This is a genomic window from Rhodococcus sp. DMU1 (assembly GCF_012272955.1).
Classification (GTDB): Bacteria; Actinomycetota; Actinomycetes; order Mycobacteriales; family Mycobacteriaceae; genus Rhodococcus; species Rhodococcus aetherivorans.
Genome location: NZ_CP050952.1, coordinates 5406546 through 5428313, shown reverse-complemented (window position 1 = coordinate 5428313; position 21768 = coordinate 5406546). Strand labels below are relative to the sequence as shown.

General features: G+C 68.2%; 16 protein-coding genes and 2 pseudogenes. 2 read left to right on the top strand and 16 right to left on the bottom strand.

Annotation, left to right across the window (positions count from 1 at the left end; all coding sequences use genetic code 11):
• Positions 1-12: 12 nt before the first annotated feature.
• Positions 13-2100 (top strand): annotated as a pseudogene (locus HFP48_RS24715) (type I restriction enzyme endonuclease domain-containing protein); the annotation flags it as partial.
• A 115-nt stretch (positions 2101-2215) separates the two neighbouring features.
• Here the strand turns inward: HFP48_RS24715 and HFP48_RS24710 are convergent.
• Both HFP48_RS24710 and HFP48_RS24705 read right to left on the bottom strand, forming a co-directional pair.
• Positions 2216-2704, bottom strand: coding sequence for a hypothetical protein (locus HFP48_RS24710; RefSeq protein ID WP_006939926.1), 489 nt, complete (start codon positions 2702-2704; stop codon positions 2216-2218).
• Between the two features lie 138 nt (positions 2705-2842).
• Entirely contained in the window at positions 2843-4366 is a 1524-nt protein-coding gene (locus tag HFP48_RS24705; protein WP_168580217.1) for a serine hydrolase domain-containing protein, read from the bottom strand.
• Between the two features lie 199 nt (positions 4367-4565).
• On the opposite strand from HFP48_RS24705, the gene HFP48_RS24700 reads away from it, so the two are divergent.
• Positions 4566-6302, top strand: coding sequence for a SulP family inorganic anion transporter (locus HFP48_RS24700; RefSeq protein WP_006939922.1), 1737 nt, complete (start codon positions 4566-4568; stop codon positions 6300-6302).
• Positions 6303-6375: 73 nt separating this feature from the next.
• Here the strand turns inward: HFP48_RS24700 and HFP48_RS24695 are convergent, their stop codons facing one another.
• The 14 genes and pseudogenes from HFP48_RS24695 to HFP48_RS24630 form a co-directional block, all read right to left on the bottom strand.
• Positions 6376-7206: an alpha/beta fold hydrolase gene (locus HFP48_RS24695; RefSeq protein ID WP_168580216.1), complete on the bottom strand. Its 831-nt coding sequence runs from the start codon at positions 7204-7206 to the stop codon at positions 6376-6378.
• Positions 7203-7301: pseudogene (locus HFP48_RS24690) on the bottom strand (dehydratase); the annotation flags it as partial. The gene HFP48_RS24695 and the pseudogene HFP48_RS24690, both read right to left, overlap by 4 nt.
• A gap of 78 nt (positions 7302-7379) precedes the next feature.
• A complete protein-coding gene (locus tag HFP48_RS24685; RefSeq protein WP_006939919.1) occupies positions 7380-7787 on the bottom strand; it encodes a carboxymuconolactone decarboxylase family protein in 408 nt (135 codons plus the stop codon).
• Positions 7784-9364 carry a long-chain fatty acid--CoA ligase gene (locus HFP48_RS24680; protein WP_168580215.1) on the bottom strand — a complete coding sequence of 527 codons (1581 nt, stop codon included), beginning with the start codon at positions 9362-9364 and terminating at the stop codon, positions 7784-7786. The genes HFP48_RS24685 and HFP48_RS24680 overlap by 4 nt, the downstream gene beginning before the upstream one ends.
• A 40-nt stretch (positions 9365-9404) precedes the next feature.
• Positions 9405-10052, bottom strand: coding sequence for a CoA transferase subunit B (locus tag HFP48_RS24675; protein ID WP_072636434.1), 648 nt, complete (start codon positions 10050-10052; stop codon positions 9405-9407).
• On the bottom strand, positions 10049-10813 hold the full coding sequence (locus HFP48_RS24670) for a CoA transferase subunit A (protein WP_168580214.1): 765 nt from the start codon (positions 10811-10813) through the stop codon (positions 10049-10051). Before HFP48_RS24670 ends, HFP48_RS24675 begins: the two co-directional genes overlap by 4 nt.
• A gap of 97 nt (positions 10814-10910) precedes the next feature.
• A complete protein-coding gene (locus tag HFP48_RS24665; RefSeq protein ID WP_168580213.1) occupies positions 10911-11504 on the bottom strand; it encodes an alpha/beta hydrolase in 594 nt (197 codons plus the stop codon).
• A 51-nt stretch (positions 11505-11555) separates the two neighbouring features.
• Positions 11556-12887, bottom strand: a complete 1332-nt coding sequence (locus HFP48_RS24660) for an MFS transporter (protein WP_006939914.1) — start codon at positions 12885-12887, stop codon at positions 11556-11558.
• Positions 12888-13062: 175 nt separating this feature from the next.
• Complete coding sequence (locus HFP48_RS24655; RefSeq protein WP_006939913.1) at positions 13063-14115, bottom strand: 3-keto-5-aminohexanoate cleavage protein; 1053 nt, start codon at positions 14113-14115, stop codon at positions 13063-13065.
• A 42-nt stretch (positions 14116-14157) separates the two neighbouring features.
• Entirely contained in the window at positions 14158-15057 is a 900-nt protein-coding gene (locus HFP48_RS24650) for a TauD/TfdA family dioxygenase (RefSeq protein WP_050036010.1), read from the bottom strand.
• A 64-nt stretch (positions 15058-15121) separates the two neighbouring features.
• Positions 15122-16096 (bottom strand): quinone oxidoreductase, encoded by a 975-nt coding sequence (locus tag HFP48_RS24645; RefSeq protein WP_168580212.1) that lies wholly within the window; start codon positions 16094-16096, stop codon positions 15122-15124.
• A 481-nt stretch (positions 16097-16577) separates the two neighbouring features.
• The gene (locus HFP48_RS24640; protein ID WP_168580211.1) at positions 16578-19364 is read right to left on the bottom strand and encodes a cation-transporting P-type ATPase; all 2787 of its coding nucleotides are present in this window, start codon (positions 19362-19364) and stop codon (positions 16578-16580) included.
• 28 nt (positions 19365-19392) lie between these two features.
• Positions 19393-20193, bottom strand: a complete 801-nt coding sequence (gene ppk2, locus HFP48_RS24635) for a polyphosphate kinase 2 (RefSeq protein WP_082120332.1) — start codon at positions 20191-20193, stop codon at positions 19393-19395.
• A gap of 492 nt (positions 20194-20685) precedes the next feature.
• Positions 20686-21729, bottom strand: a complete 1044-nt coding sequence (locus HFP48_RS24630; RefSeq protein ID WP_006939902.1) for a putative sulfate exporter family transporter — start codon at positions 21727-21729, stop codon at positions 20686-20688.
• Positions 21730-21768: the final 39 nt, after the last annotated feature.

The window sequence follows — 21768 nt, the reverse complement described above, 5'->3', positions numbered from 1 at the left end:
CATGCCCTTCTTGAACTGTCCGGCCGGACAACCGGCGGGATCTACTTCACGACCCTGCAGAAATTCGGGCGCAGCCGTGACGAACGCGAATCCGGCCACAGCCACCCCCTCCTCTCGGCCCGGCGCAACATCATCGTCATCGTCGACGAGGCGCACCGCAGCCACTACGACAACCTCGACGGCTACGCGCGTCACCTGCGCGACGCGCTGCCGCACGCGACCCTCATCGCCTTCACCGGCACGCCCGTCTCGTTCGAGGACCGGGACACCCGGGCGGTGTTCGGCGACTACATCGACGTCTACGACCTCACCCGTGCGGTCGAGGACGGCGCCACCGTCCCGGTCCACTTCGAAAGCCGGCTGGTCAAGGTCGCGTTCGCCGGCGACGTGACCGAGGAGCAGATCGACGCGTCCGCCGACGAACTCACCGTCGGACTCGACGACACCGACCGCGACCGCATCGAGAAGTCCGTCGCGGTCGTCAACGCCGTCTACGGCGCGCCGGCCCGGCTGCACAAGCTCGCCGCCGACCTCGTCGAACACTGGGAGAGTCGCCGCGAGCAGATGGCCAAATTCGTCGGGTCCGACGACAACCCCACCGCGCCCGGCAAGGCCTTGATCGTGTGCGCGACCCGCGAGATCTGCGCCAATCTCTACGACGAGATCGTCGCACTGCGCCCGGATTGGCACTCGGGCGAGATCTCCAGCGGGCGAATCAAAGTCGTCTACTCGGGAACCGCGGCCGATCAGCCGCCGATCGACAGGCATGTGCGCCGCGACTCGGCGAACGCCGCGATCAAGAAGCGGCTCAAGGACATCGACGACGAGCTCGAAATCGTCATCGTCAAGGACATGCTCCTCACCGGCTTCGATGCGCCGCCGCTGCACACTCTCTATCTCGACCGGCCGTTGAAGGGTGCGCTGCTCATGCAGGCCCTCGCCCGGGTCAACCGCACCTTCCGCGGCAAACGCGACGGGCTGCTCGTGGCCTACGCGCCCGTCGCCGACAACCTCGCCGAGGCGCTGGCCGAGTACACGGCGACGGATCAGGAGACCAAACCGCTGGGCCGGCCGATCGAGGAGTCCGTCGACGCCGTCAAGAATCTGCTCACGGTGCTCGTGAACATGCTGCACGGTTTCGACTGGCGGTCGCGCCTCCGGTCCGCCACCGGACCGCGTGGCTATATCGAAGCCGTGCTCGCCACCGTGAACTACCTGCGCGACCCGAAGCTTCCGGAGAACCGGGTGCCGGAAGGGGACGAGACCCTGGCGGCCCGCTTCCGGAAATTCTCCTCCCAACTGTCCCGCGCCTGGGCGATCTGCGGCACTCATCCCGATCTGGGAGGGCTGGCCGCCGACGCGAAGTTCTTCGAGGAAGTCCGCGTCTACATGGCGAAGTTCGACGCCGAGGATCGGCAGGCGCGGGGGCTCGCTGTTCCGGAGGACGTGCGGCGTGCCTTGCGTCAGCTCATGGCCGCCTCGGTCGAATCCGGCGAGGTACTCGACATCTACGACGCCGCCGGCATTCCGCGACCGTCGCTCACCGAACTCAATGCGGAATTCCTGGCACGGGCCGAACATGCGAAGAACCCGAACCTCGCGATCGAGGCGCTCCGCAAGCTCATCAACGAGGAAGCGCGAAAGGTTGCACGGCACAATCTGGTACGTCAGCGAGCGTTCTCACAACGTCTGCAGGAACTGATGAACAAGTACACCAACTCGCAGCTCACCTCCGCGGAGGTGATCGCCGCGCTGGTCGAGGTCGCGCAGGAGGTGCAGGCCGAGGGCGACCGCGGCCGCCGCTTCGATCCGCCGCTGGACTGGCACGAACTCGCCTTCTACGACGCCGTGGCCCAGAACGAATCCGCCGTCACCGAGCAGGGCGACGACGTGCTCGCCCAGATCGCCCGGGAACTCGTCGCTGTCATGCGTCGCGACGTCAGGACCGACTGGCGCGTGCGGGCGGACGTCAAGGCCAAGTTGCGCTCGCAGATCAAGCGGTTGCTCACGCGGTACAAGTACCCGCCGGACCGGCAGGCAGGCGCGATCAAGCTGGTGCTCGAACAGATGGAGGCGATCGCGCCGACGATGGCCGCGTGAGTGTGCACGCGTCTCGCGTGAGGCAGATGCGGGCACGAACCCCCACGTCCCTGCCAATACCGCAGTGGCGAAGTGGCCGCTCGGGGCGAGGCCGTCGGATCACCGCGTCGACCCGTCAGGGTCGTGTGTTCCCCGGATCGATGGGCTGCCCGAGACCGGTGGCACGCCCGGTTCGGTCGCGTTGCAGCTGCCATGTCACCTGGTAGGCCATCCGTCCCACACCACCTTCGCGCACATAGGCTTTCGCGCGCATCACCAGTACGAACGGGCTGCCCTGGATGCCCGTGAACTGGCGTTGTTCCAGGCCGACGACGGCGGAGTCGACCGCGAGGATCGCGCCCGTATCTCGAACGTGCAGGCTCGTCATCGAGGCGCTCACCATCGGCACGGCCACATCCTGGCGGGCGAACGTCTGGATGGTGTCGTCGGCGTAGGGGACGAACGAGAGGATGTCGACATGCTGGCCGCTGTCCTCGGCCGACAGATCGAACATGAGCCATCCGGAATGGATCATCAGCAGACCATTCGTGCCGGCATCGATCATGTAGGGCACTCGGAGGTGTTGGACAGCATCGATGTCGCGCACCCGAAGTCGGACGGTCATGTGTACTCCTGAGGAAGGGGCTGGGGCATTACCACCATCCCGCCGGGGCTTCCGGACGGTAACCCACCCCAGGGCTTCGGTTCGTCCCCCCTGCCCGCCGCCGGGCACTCCGGTCGGTGCGGGCGGACGCCGTGCCGGTCAGGGTGCGGGGGAGTGGCCCCGCCCCCGGGCAACCCGGCGGACGAGCAGCGTCGCGGCGGCGACGGCGCCCGCTCCCTCGGTCCACAACCTCGGGTTCGTCGCCGGCGGCCGCTTCCGGGCGGACAGCGGCATCAGCTCGAAGTGCACGGCCATGTCGTCCGTTCCGGGCTCGCGCCCGAACACGACCCGGCTGGAGCCCAGCCCGTCGCCGAGGTCGAACCGGAACGCGTACGGATCGGCCGGGTCGTCGGGGTGCAGCGGCAGGCCCCGGTAGAGCGGAGGCAGCGGGGTCAGGAACCGGAGCAGGAGTTCGCCGCGACGGACGAAGACCTCGACGCCGGCACCGATCATGGTCCTGACCCGGACGTCGGTGACCCGGCCGGGCAGGTGGTACCACCCGCAGATCTCGGACCAGACCTCGGGGCGCTGCGGAACGTCGGTGCGGATCTTCTCGCCCGGAACGCCGAGCACGGACCCGAGCAGCGTCCCGGTTTCCACCGGCAGCCACATCACGGCCCGGTGCGCTCCGTTGGTGAAGGCGAGGATCCCGACGCCGTCGCCCGGGGCGACGGTGATCTGCGAGTTGAAGCCGGGCAGGATGCCCTGGTGCTCGGCCACGTGGTGGCCGCCCACGTCGCCGCGGAAGAAGGTCAGACCGACGCCGGGCAGCCGCGGATCGGCCTGGTACTGGGGCGCGAACATGGTGGCGAGCGTCGCGGGTTCGAGCACCGATCCGTGCTCATTGGCGCCGCCGCCCAGCAGCGCCGCGACGTAGCGGGCCATGTCCGTGGGTGTCGAGTACGCCGCGCCGGCTCCCGCCGTCACCGGTTCCCGCTCGGGGACCGCCCTCGGGCCGCTCGAGCGCAGGGTGTAGCCGGTCGCGATCCGTGCGGCGTCCAGGTCGGCCCGGACGAGGCTGGTGCTCGTCATGCCGAGGGGTTCGAAGACGTGCTCGCGCAGGTAGCGGTGCAGCGGCTGCCCGGTCATGTCCTCGACCATCTGGCCGAGCGTCGCGTGCGAGTGGTTCCCGTACCGGAACCTGGTGCCGGGCTCCGCGTCGATGCGCAGTCTTCCTCGGTAGTGCTCGGCCAGGGATCGTGGCCGTCCGGGCTCGATGTTCTCCCCGAAATTCGGTCGGAGCGCGCCGGACGCCGGCGCCACCTCGCCGAGTCCCGCGGTGTGGGTCAGCAGGTGGCGCACCGTCGCGGGCCGCCAGCCGGACCGCGCGGGGACCAGCCGGAAGGCGCGCAGATAGTCGGCGGCGGGCGCATCGAGGTCGACGAGTCCCCGTTCCCACAGCTGCATGACCGCGATCGCCGTGAACGTCTTGGTGATCGATGCGATCCGGAAGATCGTGTCCTCGGTGACGGGTCTGTTCGACGGGATGTCCGCGACGCCGTGCCCGTGGAAGAACTCCAGCGTTCCGTCGCGGACCACGCCGACCGCCAGGCCGACGGCGGGCCGGCGGTTGAGGGTCTCGTCGACGGCGGCCCGCAGCTCGGGCCTCTCGATCTCGGACATGGCTCCCCCTCGGGCGTCCCGGCTCGAATCGATCGTAGGTGGGTTGCTCGCGTCGCGCCCGAAAGTGCGGTCCGCACGGGCAAGAACACGCGCGAGAGAACACCGATGGGCGCGGGTGTTCCGGGCCGACGCAGCAACCGGTGCGTGTGTTGCCCACAATCGGCGTTTCCGACTGGGCCTGCGGTGCCATACTCTCTGAATGTCCTTCAGCCGAGCCCTGGCTGGGCTGCCCGGTGTCGTGACGGTACGCCGTTACCGCCGCGAATGGTTGCGCTCGGATGTGACGGCCGGGCTCGTTCTGACCGCACTGCTCATTCCTGCCGGCATGGGCTACGCCGAAGCCGCCGGGCTGCCCGCGTACGCGGGCCTGTACGCGACCATCGTGCCGTTGCTCGCGTACGCCGTCGTGGGACCGTCCAAGATTCTCGTTCTGGGACCGGACTCGTCGCTGGCGCCGCTGATCGCTGCGGCGGTGTTGCCGCTGACCGTGGCCGCGGACCCGGAAAGCGCACTGGTCCTGGCGGGCGTCCTGGCGGTGCTGGTCGGCGTGATCATGATCCTCGGAGGGTTGCTGCGGCTCGGGTTCGTCACCGAGTTGTTGTCCAAGCCGTTGCGCCTGGGCTATCTCAACGCGATCGCGCTCATCGTGATCGTCGGGCAGCTGCCGAAGCTGCTGGGCTTCTCGGTCGACGCCTCGGGCCTTCTCGACGAGCTCGCCGGGATCGTCGGGGCGGTGCTGGACGGGGACGTCGACCCGACGACGGCGCTCGTGGGCGGTGTGTCGCTGGCGGTGATCATCGGGCTCAAGGTGCTGCATTCCAAGGTTCCGGGTGTTCTGGTCGCGGTCGGGGGAGCCATGGTCGTCGCCTTCGCGATCGACCTCACCGACGACATCGACATGGTCGGCGCCCTGCCACGCGGTATGCCCCTCCCGTCGTTCGGCGGGGTGAGCTGGGATGAGGTGGCCGCGCTCGTGGGGCCGGCGGCGGGTATCGCGTTGATCGCCTTCGCCGACTCCGGCGTGCTGTCGCGCACCTTCGCAGCCCGGCGGGGCGAGAACGTCGACGGCAGTACGGAGATGAAGGCGATCGGAGTCGCGAACGTGGCCAGCGGGGTGTTCGGTGGGTTCCCGATCTCGGCCAGCGGTTCCCGTACCCCGGTGGCAGAGGAGAGCGGAGCCCGCACCCAGCTGGCCGGAGTCGTCGGAGCCACAGCGGTGCTGTTGTTCGTTCTGCTCGCACCCGGAGTGACGGCGTATCTCCCCCAGGCCACGCTGGGGGCGGTGGTGATCGTCGCGGCGTGGGCGCTGGTCGACGTGCCCGGTGTGGTGCGGATGTGGCGGATGAGCCGCGTCGAAGCGGGTCTGGCCGCTGCAGCGTTCGTCGGCGTCGCCTTGGTGGGGGTCTTGCAGGGCATCCTGGTGGCGATCGGATTGTCCTTCGTGGCAGTGGTTGTGCGGGTATGGCAGCCCTATCGGACGGAGCTGGTCGCCCTTCCGGACCGGGACGGGTTCCACGACATCACCCGGCACCCCGAGGGCCGGCGCATCCCGGGTCTGGTCCTCGTTCGATTCGATGCTCCGTTGTTCTTCGCCAACGGGGAGATATTCGACAGCTACGTCCGTTCATTGGTGAACGACTCGGCGTCTCCCGTCGAATGGGTCGTCGTCGCCGCCGAGCCGATCATCGGATTGGACACCACAGCCGTCGACGAAGTGGTCGACCTCGACCGGTATCTGGAGAGCCAGCACGTCAGGCTCGTCTTCGCAGAGATGAAAGGCCCCGTCAAGGATCGGCTCGTGCGCTTCGGCGTGGGTGACCGATTCGATACGTCGCGGTTCTATCCGACGATCGAAGCTGCGGTGAGCGCCTTCGAGCAACGGCGTCGGCGCCACGGCGACGACCGGCCCGAGGGCGACGGCCCGGAAACCTCGTGACGTACCGCGGATCGGTCCGACGAGCGAAGTGCGGCACGTGCCTCCTCGTCGGACCGTCGCGGCGCAGAAGCCGTCATCCGGTCGCGAGAAACGCATCGATGACCGGCACGACCTCGCCGGCTCCGGTGAGCACGTCGATGTGCCCCCCGGAGTGCATATGCAGGGTGGCATGGGGAAGCAGCCGGTGCATGATGCGGGCATTGACGGCGGGAACGATCGGGTCGTCGGTGCCGGCGACCACGAGGACCGGTTGCCGGATCAGCGGCAGCATCGGCAGGCTCGTCCACAGGGCCCCGGCGAGCAGTTGCTGCAGATATCCGGTTCGCGACGTCGTGCGGGGCTGCCTGCCGAGCAGGCCGGCGACCGCGCCGGCGTTCGGGCGGGCGGTACCGCCGTACAGTTCCGCGACGTTCGCCGCGGCCCAGGCGGCGTCGTCGAATCGCCGGCGGGTGAGCATCTTCGCCAAGGTGCGCGGACTGCCCGGGACGGACACTGCCCCGGTGCTGGTGGCGACGAGCACGAGACGCCGGCAGCGGCGCGGATTCTGCAGGGCGAACTGCTGAGCCAGCGCGCCGCCCCACGAGTATCCGACGACGTCGACGACCCGGAGACCGAGGGCGTCGAGGACCCGGCCCACGACCCATGCCAGATACGGGAAGCCGTACGGCACCAGCGACGACGGCGACCCACCGGCGCCGGGTACGTCGAAGCGCACGATCGTCGCCCCCGCGTTCCAGGACTCCACGATCGGACCGAGGATTTCCAATCCGGCGCCGAGACCGTTGCACAACACCACAGGAACTCCGCTCCCGTGGCGCACGCTGACCCGGATCCGGTGGCAGCCGACGCGGACGATCCGCTCCTCGAACCGGGTGTGGTGATCGAGCACGTTTCCGGCGGTCACGTGTAGAGCACAACCATCTCGGCGATACACACCGGTCGTGTCCCACCTTCGATCTCCCAGTTGATCTCGAAGACCACCTCGAGACCTGCCGGCTTGTGCTGAAGTCGAAGCGTCATGATTGTTCCTCGAGATGTGGGGCGTTCTGCCCGGGGGAGCGCGGGAGCGGCGTTGTGTCAGGCGTGCCCGGCACGGTCCGATTCGGGCACCCGACCCTGGGAGGACAGTTCCTCGAGGAGGAGTGGCACGCCGATGTTCAGCGAGTGGATGCCGATGGTGGTCGCGAGCTTCAGGACTTCGACGATCTCGCGGGCGGTGACGCCCAGATCGAGTGCGGCTCGTATGTGTCGCCGCAGCCCGGGAGCGTACATGTGGGTGCAGGAGGCATCGACGGCGATGCACAGCAACTGGACGACCTGCGGTGAGAGCACGCCGCTCTGGTACGGCTGCATCGTCGCCGTCAGGTAATGCTCGGTCCATTCGGGATCGAGTTCCTCGATCCCGTCCCACAGCGGGTTCCAGGTGCCCTCCGCCTTCATGCGGTCGACGATGGAAGGAGCCGCACCGGGCGTGTGGGCGGTCATCGGCCGCGAACCTGGTCGACGACGGCCGAGACCAGCTCGCGCTTGAGGATCTTTCCGGTGGCGGTCATGGGCAGGGCCGTGGTGAATTCGACGGACCGGGGGTACTTGTAGCCGGCCATCTGGTCCTTGCACCAGTCGATCAGCTCCGTCTCGGTGATCCGTGCACCCGGTTCGAGGATGACGAATGCCTTGACTTCTTCGCCGTGCCGTTCGTCCGGGACGCCCACGACGGCTGCGAGCGAGACCGCGGCGTGCGTCATCAGTACTTCCTCGATCTCTCGGGGGTAGACGTTGAATCCGCCGCGGACGATGAGATCCTTGGCCCGGTCGACGATGTAGTAGAAGCCGTCCTCGTCGCGCCGTGCGAGATCGCCTGTGCGGAACCAGCCGTCGCGCATCACCTCGGCGGTGGCGTCGGGCCGGCCGAGGTAGCCCTTCATCACGTTGTGGCCGCGGAGTGCGAGCTCCCCGACCTGGTCGTCGCCGAGAACGGGGTTCCAGTGCTCGTCGACGAGCTTGGCCTCGATGCCCCAGACCGGAACACCGATCGAGCCGGGGCGGGGGTCGCGTTCGGGGTCGCTGAAGACCGCCAGCGGCGAGGTTTCGGACAGACCGTAGCCCTCGAGAATCCGCACGCCGAAGCGGCGTTCGAACTGGGCGTGGATCTCCACGGGCAGCGCGGCGCCACCGGAGATCGCGCGCCGCAGGGAGCGGGAGATGCGGTCGACGTCGACGGTGTCGTCGACCGCGCCGAGCAGAGCCCAGTACATGGTCGGCACCCCGGCGAAGACGGTGATGTCCTCGCCGACCATGAGCTCGAGCGCCGCCTTCGCGTCGAACCGCGGCAGGAGCACGAGGGTGGCGCCGACCGACAGGCCGGCATTCATCGTCACGGTCTGGCCGAAGGAATGGAACAGTGGCAGGGTGAGCAGGTAGGTGTCCGGGCGCAGCGAGGTGCTGTCGAACAACCGGTTGGCGGTCAGGGCATTGAGCAGCATGTTCGCGTGCGTCAGTTCCGCGCCCTTCGGCCGGCCGGTGGTGCCGCTGGTGTAGAGGATCACCGCGGTATCGCCGGGCTCGCGAACGACGGTGTCGAATGTGTCCGGACGGGCCTCGACGGCCCGGGCGAGGGTGTCGACGCCGGGGATCGGCGACGACGTGTCCGGGTCCGCGGTGAGGAGAATCATCTCGCGGCATCCGGCGGCGTTGTCGAATCCGGCACGGCCGTATTCGCCCATGGGCAGGTCGTCGGTGCCCTCGAAGCAGAAGTAGAGGGCGGCACCGGAATCGTCGAGATGGTAGGTGATCTCGCGCGGCTTGAGCAGGATGTTCAACGGCACGACGATCGCGCCGGCCTTGAGGATCCCGTAGTAGACGGCGGGGAACTGCGGGATGTTCGGGCACGAGAGCGCGACCTTGTCGCCGGGGCCGATGCCCCGGGCGGCGAGCAGGTTCGCCACCTGGTTGGCCAGGGCGTCGAGGTGGGCGTAGGTGAGGCGTTCCGTGCCGAAGACCAGTGCGACGCGATCGGGGTAGCGACGGACGGAGTCTTCCAGTAGTACGGAGAGATTGAGCACGAGAGTGTGTCCTGTCGTTGTGACGAGGGAGACGGTGGGGTCAGCTCAGGGGTGCGTCGGTGGCGGCGCGGACCTGCTCGGCGGTGACGCCGGGTGCGCACTCGACCAGCACCAGTCCGGTGTCGGTGACGTCGAGGACGGCGAGGTCGGTGATGATCCGCTGCACCACGGCCTCCCCGGTGAGCGGCAGGGTGCACCGCTCGACAATCTTCGATGCGCCGGTCTTGTCGGTGTGCTCCATCAGCACGATGACCGTGCGGGCGCCGTGGACGAGGTCCATCGCCCCGCCCATGCCCTTGACCATCTTGCCCGGCACCATCCAGTTCGCCAGATCCCCGGTGGCGGAGACCTGCATCCCACCGAGCACCGCGGTGTCGATGTGCCCGCCGCGGATCATCCCGAACGAGATGGCCGAGTCGAAGAACGCCGCACCGGGGTGGACGGTGACCGTTTCCTTGCCGGCGTTGATCAGGTCCGGATCGACGGCGTCCTCGGTCGGGTAGGGGCCCGTCCCCAGGATCCCGTTCTCCGAATGCAGCGTGACCCGCACGCCCTCGGGTAGGAAGTTCGGAATCAGCGTCGGCAGCCCGATGCCGAGATTGACGTACTGCCCCGGCGTGAGTTCCTGCGCGGCGCGGGCCGCCATCTCGGTACGTGACCAGCCGAGGGTGTCGATCACTGCGGTCATGCTCGGGCCTCCTTGGCGGCGCGCACGGTGCGCTTCTCGATCTGCTTGTCCTGCATTCCGGTGTGCACGATGCGGTCGACGAAGATTCCCGGAAGGTGCACCTGGTCCGGGTCGATCTCGCCGGGTTCGACGAGCTGTTCGACCTGGGCGATGCAGATCTTCCCGGCCATCGCGGCCAGCGGGTTGAAGTTCATCGCGGCCTTGTTGAACACCAGGTTGCCCTCGGTGTCGCCGCGCAGCGCATGTACCAGGGCGAAGTCCGCGGTGATCGATTCCTCGAGCACGTACCGCCTGCCGCGGAACTCGCGGATCTCCTTCGGCGGCGACGCGAGTGCGACGGATCCGTCCGCGTGGTAGCGCCACGGCAGCCCGCCCTGCGAGACGGGGGTGCCGACCCCGGCGGGAGTGAAGAACGCCGGGATGCCGGCGCCGCCGGCACGCATCTTCTCCGCCAGGGTGCCCTGCGGGGTCAGCTTCACCTCGAGTTCACCGGAGAGGTACTGACGGGCGAACTCCTTGTTCTCCCCCACATAGGAGGCGGTGACGCGGCGGATCCGCTTGTCGCCGAGCAGGATTCCCAGCCCGTGCCCGTCGACGCCGCAGTTGTTGGAGAACACCTCGAAATCGGTGCCCTTCCCCTCCGCGAGCGCCGCGATCAGCTCGTCCGGGATGCCTGACAGGCCGAAACCTCCGACCGCGAGCGAGGCACCGGACGGGATGTCGGCGACGGCCTCGGCCGCAGTTGTGTAGATCTTGCTCAATTTCTTTCTCCGTACTGGCGCAGGACGCGCGATGCAGGGGGCGTGTGGCTGGCGTGAGGGGCGGGCCGGCGGCCTCGAGTCGTGGCCCGCCCCGGAATCAGCACCGCGCTGCGGCGGATGCTGCGGTGTGCTCGATCAGTTCCTGCAGCAGCTCCTCGGCGCGCGGCCAATATCCGTAGCCGGCGGCGGGATTCAGGTGCCCGACGTTGCCGAGGTCGACCAGCCGGCTGCCCCACAGCTCGGCCATGCCGGTCACACGGCGGTAGCAGGCGAGTGGATCGTTGCGGCTTGCTGCGACGACACTCGGGAACGGCAGCCTCCGGCGAGGGATGGGGTTCCAGCCGCCACGGTCGAGGTCTTCGCCGGAGGGGTAGCCGGCGGGCAGCGGCAACTCCAGGTCCGCCGGGGTCGCCAGGAGGGCGCCCTGGATCGGCCGGGTGGGGTTCTGGGCCCAGTGGACTGTGGTCATGACTCCGGCGCTGTGGGCGACGAGCACGACCGGGCCGGAGATGTCGTTCAGGACGGTGTCGAGAGCGGCGACGCGGGCGGCACGGTCGAGCTTGTCGTGCTCGAGCGGGGGCACGGTGCGCGCGTCGTCGAGGCGTTCGGCGAGCAGGGTCTGCCAGTGGTCCGCGACGTGGTCTCGCAGACCCGGCACTATCACCACGGTCGGAGAGGCGGGGCTGTTCAAGATCGGCTCCAGGAGCTTGTTCGAAGTGACGGGGAAGCAGGAGTGTCTGCCTCAGCGGGCGACGGGAGTGCTGAGTGCGAGGAGTTTGCGCAGTCCCGCAGGATGGAGGCGCTTGCCGGCCAGCAGCGCGGCGATGGCGGCGAGGTAGACCAGGGGCGACAGCTGCAGCGCCTCTCGCAAGCCGAGCCGATCGGCGAGGATGCCGACGACGAACGGGCCGAGGGCGAGACCGAGCAGGTTGTTGGCGACGGTGAGCGTGCCCATCGCGGACGCGCGCACCGACGTGTGGGTCAGGTTCGCGACCATCGCTGCGGTTGGACCCGAGGAGCCGGCGGAGAAGAAGGCACCGATTCCGATGAGCACAAGCTGGGCGGGGCCGGCCTCGAGCCGGAAGGCGGTAAGCAGGCACACCAGCGCGATGATGCAGAAGACGACGGCAGCGGTCCACTTGCGGGTGATGTCGTGGCGGCCGAGGCGGTCGGTGATGATGCCGCAGACGACCATGCCACTGCCGACGAGAAGTACGACGATCGAGGCGGCGGCTCCGGCCTTGTCCGGGGCGAGGCCGTAGTACCGGTTGAAGTAGCTCGGAGTCCACGACAGCAGCACTGCGGCGGTGAATATCTGCAGTCCGCCACCGATGTAGGCGAACAGCACTGCCGGATTGGTGAACAGGCTCGACACCGGGGCGCGAAAGCCGTCGGGTGGGGTTGCGGTCTGCCTCGGGTGTTCGTCGGCGGCGTTCTCGGCGAGCCTGCGTTCGGTGACGAGCGTCCGGAACAGCGCAACCAGGATCAGGCCGAAGACCGCCATGGCCGCGAACGACCATCGCCAGCTCAGGTGCACGGCGATCACTCCGCCGAGGGCGACGCCGATCACCGACCCGAACGATCCGCCGGCCATGAAGGCGCCGCTGAGTGAGGCGTGCACCCGCGGGGCGAATACACTCAGCACCACCGCGATGCCCACGCTGCCGTAGGCGGCTTCGCCGACGCCGACGAGGAATCTGGCACCGAGCATCTGCTCGAAGTTGGAGGCGACCGCACAGAGCAGGGTGGCCGCGCTCCACAACACGGCCATGAGCACGAGGCTCTTGACCCGGCCCCACCGGTCCGCGAGCAGCGACAACGGCAGGGTGAGCAGGCCGACCATGAGGGCGACGATGCTGGTGAGGGAGGCGAGCTGTGAATCAGACAGGGCCCATTCGCTTTTCAGGAACGGGAAGACGGCGCTGAGGACCTGTCGGGACATGTAGTCCGAGAGCAGCAGCCCGAAGGTCAGGGCGAAGACGATCCACGGGTACGTCCGTGAGCGCGTGTGGGGGCGGGGACCGGCGGCCGGTGTGCCGGTCGGATTCTCCACGGGGGAGGTGGGCAGTCCCATGGGAACTCCTGTGGGCGAGGGTGGCGGTGAATGCGGAGGAACGACCGCGAGGAGGACAGAACGAGACGTCGTGGGCCTCTCCCGTGGCACCGCCACGGGAGAGGTGGCACCCACGGCCGGGGCACGCACGGTGCTGTGTGCGTGCCCCTCCGGGGAGGTGTCCGGTGTGCCTGGCTCAGGCGTGCTGGGTGAAGCCGCGCTGGCCGGGCTTGCGGTTGGGTGCGAAGCCGACCTTGGCGAGGGTCTCGTCGGCGTCGGCGTAGCGCTCGTCGAGCTTGTAGATCTCGCGGGCCTCCTTGCCGGTGGCCACCTGCCGGCCGAGTTCACCGGCGATGCGCACGAGCTGTTCGATCTGCTGGACCGAGGTCATCTTCTCCTTGGTCGGCGTCCACAGGGTGTCCTCGTTGCCGACCCGGCAGTGCAGGCCCATCGCGATTGCCATGGTGTTGATCGGCAGTACCGACCGCATCAGGGTCTCGAGGGTCAGCACCGCGCCGTCGGGGGTGCGGCGGATGAACTCCATCATGTTGTAGGGGTTGGGGCCGTCGAACCCACCGCCGATACCGACCCAGGTCACCATCAGCGGGCCGGTGTAGACGCCGCGGCGGATCAGCCGTTCGACGGTTTCGAGCTGCGGGATACTCGAGAGCTGGAAGTGCGGCTGGATACCCTTGGCCTGCAAGCGCTTCAGGTGCTCTTCGACCCATTCCGGGCCGGCCGGGACGACCATCTCACGGTACGCCTCCCACACCTCGGGACGCTCGAAGGAGGTACCGCGGATGTCGTCGGGGGTCATCAACTCCACGATGTTCATCTGGCTGGTGTTGATGGCGATGGTGACCTGATCCGGGGCTGGATCGAGCTCGGCCAGCATGTGGCGGGCGTCGTCCGAGAGCCACTTGGCGTCGGCGCCCTCCCCCTCGGGGGCGAACGAGATCGACCCACCGACCTGCAGGATCATGTCGGGCACGGCCTCACGCAACCGGCCGAGCAGCTCGTTGAACTTCGACAGCCGCTTGGAGCCCTTGCCGTCGAGTTCACGCACGTGGATGTGCAGGACGGTCGCGCCGGCGTCGTAGCAGTCCACCGCCTGCTGGACGTGCTCGTCCATGGTCAACGGCAGGTCCTCGCGGAAGTCGTCGAGTTCCCATTCCGGGCCGTACGGCGCGGCGGTGATGACCAGTTTCTCCTGGTTCTCGGGGAACAGGGAATCGTCGAGGAAGTGCATCTGTGGTCTCCGTTTCAGAGTCGATGAGGAAGGAAGAGGAAGTCAGAAGGGGCGGTCGCCGATGATCCCGGCGCGCTCCATCTTGCGTACGGCGGGCCAATAGTCCTGCACCGCATAGTGTTGGGTGGAACGGTTGTCCCAGATGGCGATGCTGTTCTTCGTCCACCGCCAGCGCACCTGGTACTCGGGGATCGCGGCCTGGCTGATCAGGTACTGCAGCAGATTGCCGGCGCCGGGGGCGTAGTCGATCCCGAACCGGACATTGCCGGGGGTGTGGTAGTTGACCAGGTGCGTGGCAAAGGCGTTGACGAACAGGATCTTCTCGCCGGTCTCGGGGTGGGTGCGCACCACCGGGTGCTCCGCGTCCGGGTACCGCGCATGCAGCTGATGGCGCTGTTCCATCGGCAGGGCGGCACCGAAGCTCGCCTCGATGCTGTGCCGGGCCCGCAGTCCGGCGACCTGTTCCTTCACCGGCGCGGGCAGCCGCCGGTACGCCTCGGCCATGTTCACCCAGACGGTATCGCCACCGACCGGCGGCGTCTCCACGCACCGCAGCACGCACCCCATGGGCGGGTTCTGCCGCCATGTGGCGTCGCAGTGGTAGGCGTTCTCGTAGTGCTCGGGCGGGCTGTCGACGTCCTTGTAGATCCGCACCAGGCCAGGGTTGTCGGGGTCGCTGCCGACCATCGGGTGATCCTCGAGCGGACCGAACCGTTCGGCCAGCGCCACATGCTCGGCGCGAGTGATGTCCTGGTCGCGGAAGAAGAGCACCTTGTGTTCGAGCAGGAGCGCGTGCAGCTGCTCGAACAGCGCATGGTCACGCGAAACCTCCCCGAGGTCGACGTCGAACAGCTCGGCGCCGATGGTGCAGGTGAGCGGTTCGACGCGGAACTCCCGCGTGGTGGCCGTGGTCGTCTCCGACGGCCGGGTGGTGGTAGTCATGACAGATCCTTCGTGGGTGGTGGGATGGCGGTGGCGTCCGGAGCAACATCCCGCCCGGCCGGGGTCAGAGGGTGAAGACCGACGAGCCGATGCTGCGACCGGCTTCGAGATCGTGGTGGGCGCGGACCGCGTCTTCGAGTGCATACCGCTGGTTGATCTCGATCGCGATCTTCCCGGTGGCGACGTGGGAGAACAGCTCTCCGGCGAGTTCGGCGCGCTCGGCCGGGTCGGCGATGTAGTCCGCGAGCGCCGGACGGGTCACGAACAACGATCCCTTGACCGCGAGCTGCATTGCGTCGATCGGGGGGATGGGCCCGGAGGCGGTACCGAAGCAGACCAGCAGACCGCGGCGCGCCAGCGAATCGAGGGAGGTCGAGTACGTCGTCTTGCCGATGCTGTCGTACACCACGGGAACGCCGGCGCCGTCCGTCAGTTCCCGCACTCGCTGCGCGACGTCCTCCTGCGTGTAGATCACGACGTGATCGCACCCGTGGGCGCGCGCTGTCTCGGCCTTCTCCTCGCTCGAGACCGTCCCGATCACGTTGATTCCCAACAACTTCGCCCACTGGGTGAAGATCAGGCCCACGCCTCCCGCCGCGGCGTGCAGCAGCACGGTGTCCCCGGCCTTCAGCGGGTGGATGCGGCGCAGCAGGTAGGCGGTGGTCAAGCCGCGCATGGTCATCGCCGCGGCGGTGTCGAACCCGATGGCATCGGGCAGTGGGATCAGGTGTTCGGCGGGCATCACGCGCTCGGTGCTGTAGGCGCCGAGCGGGCTGCCGGTGTAGGTCACCCGATCGCCTTCCCGCACGTGCGCCACGTCCGGTCCGACGGCCTCGACCACGCCGGCGGCTTCGACGCCCATGCCGGCCGGCAGGGGGGCGGGGTACAGGCCGGTGCGGAAGTACGTGTCGGCGAAGTTGAGACCCACGGCCTCGTGCCGGATCCGGACCTCGCCCGGGCCGGGGTCTCCGACCTCGACGGCTTCCCACCGCATGACCTCGGGGCCACCGGTTTCGTAGAAGCGGACGGCTTTTGCCACAGTCTTCTCCTTGTCGCGCCTGCCGGCCCGTTCCACCGGGCAGGCTTCGGCGCCTTTGATGTTTCTCGGGATGTAATTGCTTCCCGCTGTACGGGATCCGGGCTGTCGAGGGCACGTTGCCGTGCTCGACGGCGGTCGGTGTTCCGGCGGGAGGAGGTGGGCGATGTCGCGGCCGTGGCCGACGTTCCCTCTCCCCAACCGGCTCTGTGTGATGGACCTAACAGTAGTGGAGTGCATGCCCGAATGCTTATCCCTGAGGGACGTAATTCTGTTCATTTGGGGACATGCCCTGTGCACTGGGGAAGGCTCCCGGTCCGGGCGGATCACCACATCCGGACTCGTCGATCGGATCAGGTCGACGCGGGCCGCGAACCCGGTGAGGAATCAGCGCGTCCCGGGCCGGTTCCAGGGGACGGCGCAGCAGGCCGACAACCCCACCGGTGTCGACTACCGAACCGGCTCGTGCCCGCCGGAGTCGACGTCAGTGCGTACCGGCTCGTTGCGGGCCGACTGCGGCCTCGGGCGAAAGCAGTGCCGGCGGTCCCGATCGGCGGCGGCGCAGCGCCTTCTCCGCTTCGACGACGATCGGGACGATCAGCGCCCAGCCGAGGCAGGCGAGCCACTGGCCTCCGGTCAGCGACGTGGTCATCAGAAGTTCTTGGAGGAAGCCGATTTCGACGGCGAATACGGTGACCACGACGGGAATCGACAGGATCTTCAGCGCCCCGAGTATCGGGGCCTCCAGGCCGGATTCCGGATCGCGGCGCATGACGAGTCCGGCGAGAACGGATCCGAACGACAGCACCACGAATGCCGTCGTCATGGGGACGTTCGCTTCGGTGGTGCTCATCTCGCCCGGGGCGAGGAGCATCGCGGCGAGGGTGACGGCGAACTGCAGGATGCCGTAGGCCAGCCACTGCGTGAACGCCCTCCGGTTGGCGATGGGCAGCTTCGGATCGCGGGGCGCTTTGTTCATCAGGTCGGGCGCCGGCGGGTCGAGCATGATGACGGCGACCGGGAACAGAGTGATGAAGAAGTGCTGGAACAGCACCATCAGCGGGGTGAGTGCGACGCCGTCGTTGATGTCGAAGATGCTCGCGACGAGGAACAGCAGAACCAGTGAGAACAGTTTCGACATCTGGTAACGGATGTAGGAGACGATCTTGTCGTAGATGTTGCGGCCAAGGCGGATCGCGCTGATCAGGGTCCCGAAGTTGTCGTCGGTGAGGACCATCTTGCCGGCCTGTTTGGTGACTTCGCTGCCCGATCCCATGGCGACACCGATGTCGGCCTTCTTCAGCGCGGCGGCGTCGTTGACGGCGTCGCCGGTCATCGCCACGACCGCGCCGGTCTTCTGCATGACGTCGGCGAGGCGGAGTTTGTCCTGCGGGGTGACGCGGCCGAACACGTGCAGGTCGGGCAGGGCAGCCGACAATTCCTCGTCGGTCATGGCTTGCAGTTCGGTGCCACCGATCGCGCCCGGTCCGAGGCCGAGTTCGGCGGCGATGGCGGATGCGGTGATCGCGTGGTCTCCGGTGATCATTCGGACTTCGATGCCGGCCTCGTGGGCGGTGCGCACGGCATCGATTGCCTCCGGCCGGAGTGGGTCGATGATGCCGACCATACCGACGAACGTGAGGTCCTCGACGAACGACATGGGGTCGGCTTGCACGGCCTGCTCCTGCCCGTCGAGCACGCGTGCTGCGAACGCCAGGACGCGCAGGCCCTTCTCGGACATGGCCTGGTTCGCCGCGATCAGCTCCTGCCGGACGTCGCCGATCGGTACCGCCTGCCGGCCGGGACGGAAGGCGTTCGTGCACCGCGCGAGAACGACGTCCGGTCCGCCCTTGACCAGTTCCACGAATCGGGTGGTGCCGTCGACCGGTAGATAGTGGAACGTCGCCATGAACTTGTACGCGGAGTCGAACGGCACGGCGGCGACGCGGGGATACGTCCGCCGGGTCTGGGGAGCGTCGACGCCGACCTTCGCTGCGAGCACCACCAGGGCGGCCTCGGTGGGATCGCCGACCACCTGTCCGGTGTCGGAGACGGTGGCGTCGCTGTCGAGGCACAGCCCGTAGGCGAGCAGGGTGAAGTCGGGGGCCGACTCGCCCGCGACGTGGGTGACGCGCCCCGACTTGCTGTATCCCTCACCGTCGACGCTGTACCAGCGGCAGTGGAAGTACAGTGACCGCACGGTCATCTGGTTCATGGTCAGCGTGCCGGTCTTGTCGGAGTTGATCGCGCTGGTGGCGCCGAGGGTCTCGACGTCGGTGAGGTTCTTCACGACGGCCTTCGCCTCGGCCAGCTGGCGGGCGCCGTAGGCGAGCATGGCCTGGACGAACGTCGGCAGGCCGGTCGGGATCGCGGAGACGCCCATGGAGATGCCCAGCAGCAAGACCGTGGTCACGCTCTGTCCGCGGATCACTCCGAGGACGACGATGAGGGCGACCGCGGTCCACGCGATGATGCCGAGCACCTTGGTGAGCGAATTCAGTTCGCGTTGCAGCGGCGACTTGCTCGGCGTGACGGCCGAGAGCATCGAGGCGATGCGGCCCATCTGGGTGTGCATGCCGGTTTCGGTGACCACCATGGTGGCGGTGCCGCGCGTGACCGAGGTGTTCTGGAAGACCATGTTGCTGCGATCGCCGAGGGGGACGTCGGCGGCGCCGAGGGTCTGGGGATCCTTCGGGACGGGGGCGCTTTCGCCCGTCAGTGCCGCCTCCTGCGTCTCGAGGGTGGCCGAGGTGAGCAGTCGGCCGTCCGCGGGGACGATGTCGCCCGCCTCGAGCTGCACGACATCGCCCGGCACCAGGTCGGTGGCGGCGAGCTGAACCAGTGTCCCGTCACGGGTCACCCGCGCCTGCGGGGTCTGCATCTTCGCCAGTGCGTCGACGCTGGCGCGGGCCTTCAACTCCTGCCGGGTGCCAAGGACCACGTTGAGTCCGACGAGTACGGCAACGACGATCGCCGTGGGGATCTCCCCGATGACGACGCTGACGACCGCCACCGCGACCAGCATCAGGTTCATCAGGTCCTTCAGCTGGAGCAGCGCGAGCGCCCGTGCCGACGGTGCGGGTTCGGAGACGATGCTGTTGGACCCGTAGCGTCGGCGACGCTCGACCGCCTCGTCGCTCGTCAGTCCGGTCTGCGTGTCGGTGGCCAGTGCGGACACCACGACGTCGGCCCTTTGGGTGTGCCACGTCGTGGGTGCTTGCCCAGTCGCGGGGGTGTCCGACCGTTTCGGCGTGCGTTCTGTCGAGGCCATGACTGGCAGGTCCTTCCCGGCGCGGACGTCAGTAGGGAGTGGGGATCCAGTGCAGCGGTTGCGTCGTCACCCGGTAACCGTCGGGGCTTTGCCGCGCCGGCAGGCTGATGTCGCGACCTTCCAGGGGCTCGTAGGGGATCTTGCTCAGCAGATGGCTGATGAGGTTGAGCCGCCCGCGCTTCTTGTCGTCGTTGTCGGCGACGTACCACGGTGCCCAGCCGGTGTCGGTGAAGCGGAACATCTCGTCCCGCGCCCGTGAGTAGTCGTACCACCGGCTGTACGACTGCAGATCGAGGTCCGACAGCTTCCAGATCTTGCGCGGATCGTCGATCCGGCTCTGCAAACGTGCGGTCTGTTGCTCCTCGCTCACCTCGAGCCAGTACTTCAGCAGGATTACACCCGACTCCACGATTGCGCGTTCGACCGCCGGAACGAGCTGGAGGAAGTGGCGCGACTCCTCCTCGGTGCAAAAGCCCATCACCCGTTCGACGCCGGCGCGGTTGTACCAGCTGCGGTCGAAGATCACGACCTCTCCACCGGCGGGCAGATGCGGCAGATACCGCTGCACATACATCTGCGTCTTCTCCCGCTCGGTCGGTGCGGGCAACGCGACCACGCGGAACACCCGCGGGCTCACCCGCTCGGTGATCGCCTTGATGACCCCACCCTTCCCGGCGGTGTCACGCCCCTCGAACACGATGCAGATCTTCGCGCCCGACGCCTTCACCCATTCCTGCACTGCGACGAGTTCGGCGTGCAGCGGTCTGAGCAGGCGCCGGTACTCCTTGTTCTTCATCGGTGGGGTGAACTCGACGGTCGGCGCGTGCAATTCGCCGGTATCGGCACGAGGCTGCGGCCCGTGCTTCGCGTCCCTGTGCGCCGTGCCCTTCTTCTTCTTCGATTTCGAGGGTGCGGATTTCGATCCCACAGCTGTATCTCCTGCCACCAGGAATCCGATGCGATCAAACCCGGGACCGGCCCGGGGCCTTTCCGGTCCGACGTCGAGTTCTCGAGTCCTGCACCGGAGGTGCGGACGATGCGGATGAATCGAGGGGGAATCGCCGGACGTCGCGCTCGCGTGTTCCGTCGATGGCGTGCATGGGTGGGATTCTCCTCCCCACCCCGCCCGATTGGCCGCGTTTCGCGGCAGGACGGTCGGCGCTGTGCCGAATTCGAGGAGCGGTGCCTAATTCGAGGAGTGGTGCCGATTTCGAGGATCGGCGCCGATTTCGAGGAGCTGTGCCGATTTCGCGGAGCGGCGGGGTGCCTCCTGCCCTCGTTCCTGCGACCCTGCTCGGTGCCGGTCACCGGACGGGTTCGCTCATCCGAACAGCAGGATTCCCGTGAGTGCGAGGGCCGAGACCCATGCCGTGGATGCGGCGGCGAGGGCGAAGGGCCGCCAGCCCACGCCTCGGAGGACGTCGATGCGTACGCCGGTCCCGAGCGCGAACATGGCGGCGGTGAGCAGCGCGGTCTGCGCGAGTCGAGCCGACCCGAGAACCTGATCAGGGAGCAGACCGGTGGCGCGCAGGGCCACGCAGCCGAGGAAGCCGAGCAGGAACAGCGGCACCAGCGGTGGGCGCCGCGTGTCGGCCTGCGTGGCGGTGACGCGGCGCGAGGCCACGCCGATCCAGGCGATCACGGGCGCGAGCAGCGCGACCCGGGCAAGTTTCACCGTCACCGCCACCGTGAGAGCGGTCGCTCCGGCCGCGCCGGCACCGTGGGCGTCGATGGCCCCGCCGGCGGCCACGACCTGCGCCACCTCGTGGATCGCGGCACCGGCCCACACGCCTGCCCGAGTGTGGTCGAGCCCGAGCGCGGACGCCGCGAGCGGGAGGCCGGGGATCATCGCAGTGCCGAAGACGACCACCAGTGCGACGGCGGTGACCACCTCCTGCTTCCGGGCCTCGACGACCCCGTCCGCGGCTGCGACGGCGGCCGCTCCACAGATCGAGAATCCGCACGCGATGAGCAGTCGCTGCGTCCAGCCGAGACCGAGGATCCGGCCCAGTGCCATGGTTCCGGCGATGCCGCAGGACACGACGGCGACGACGATGCCGAGCACGCCCCAGCCGAGGTCCAGGACGTCGGTGACCAGGAGCTGAAGTCCCAGGAGCGCGACTCCGACGCGGAGCAACCGCCGGGAAGCCATGGTGATGCCCGGTTCGGTGACGGTCGGCAACCTCGTGGTGTTGGCCAGCAGTGCACCGGCGAGAATCGCGATCAGCAGGGGGCTGAGGCCGTCGACGAGTGCCGACGCAGCGAGCGCAGCCGCGGCACCCGCGCCGCAGAGAACGAGTCCGGGGACGGGCGTGCGCAGGCGAACCGAGACCGGCGGTGCGGGCGTGGTGGGGGATACGGCCATGGTGCCCAGCCTGACGGCTCCCGGGGTGGGCGGATAGAC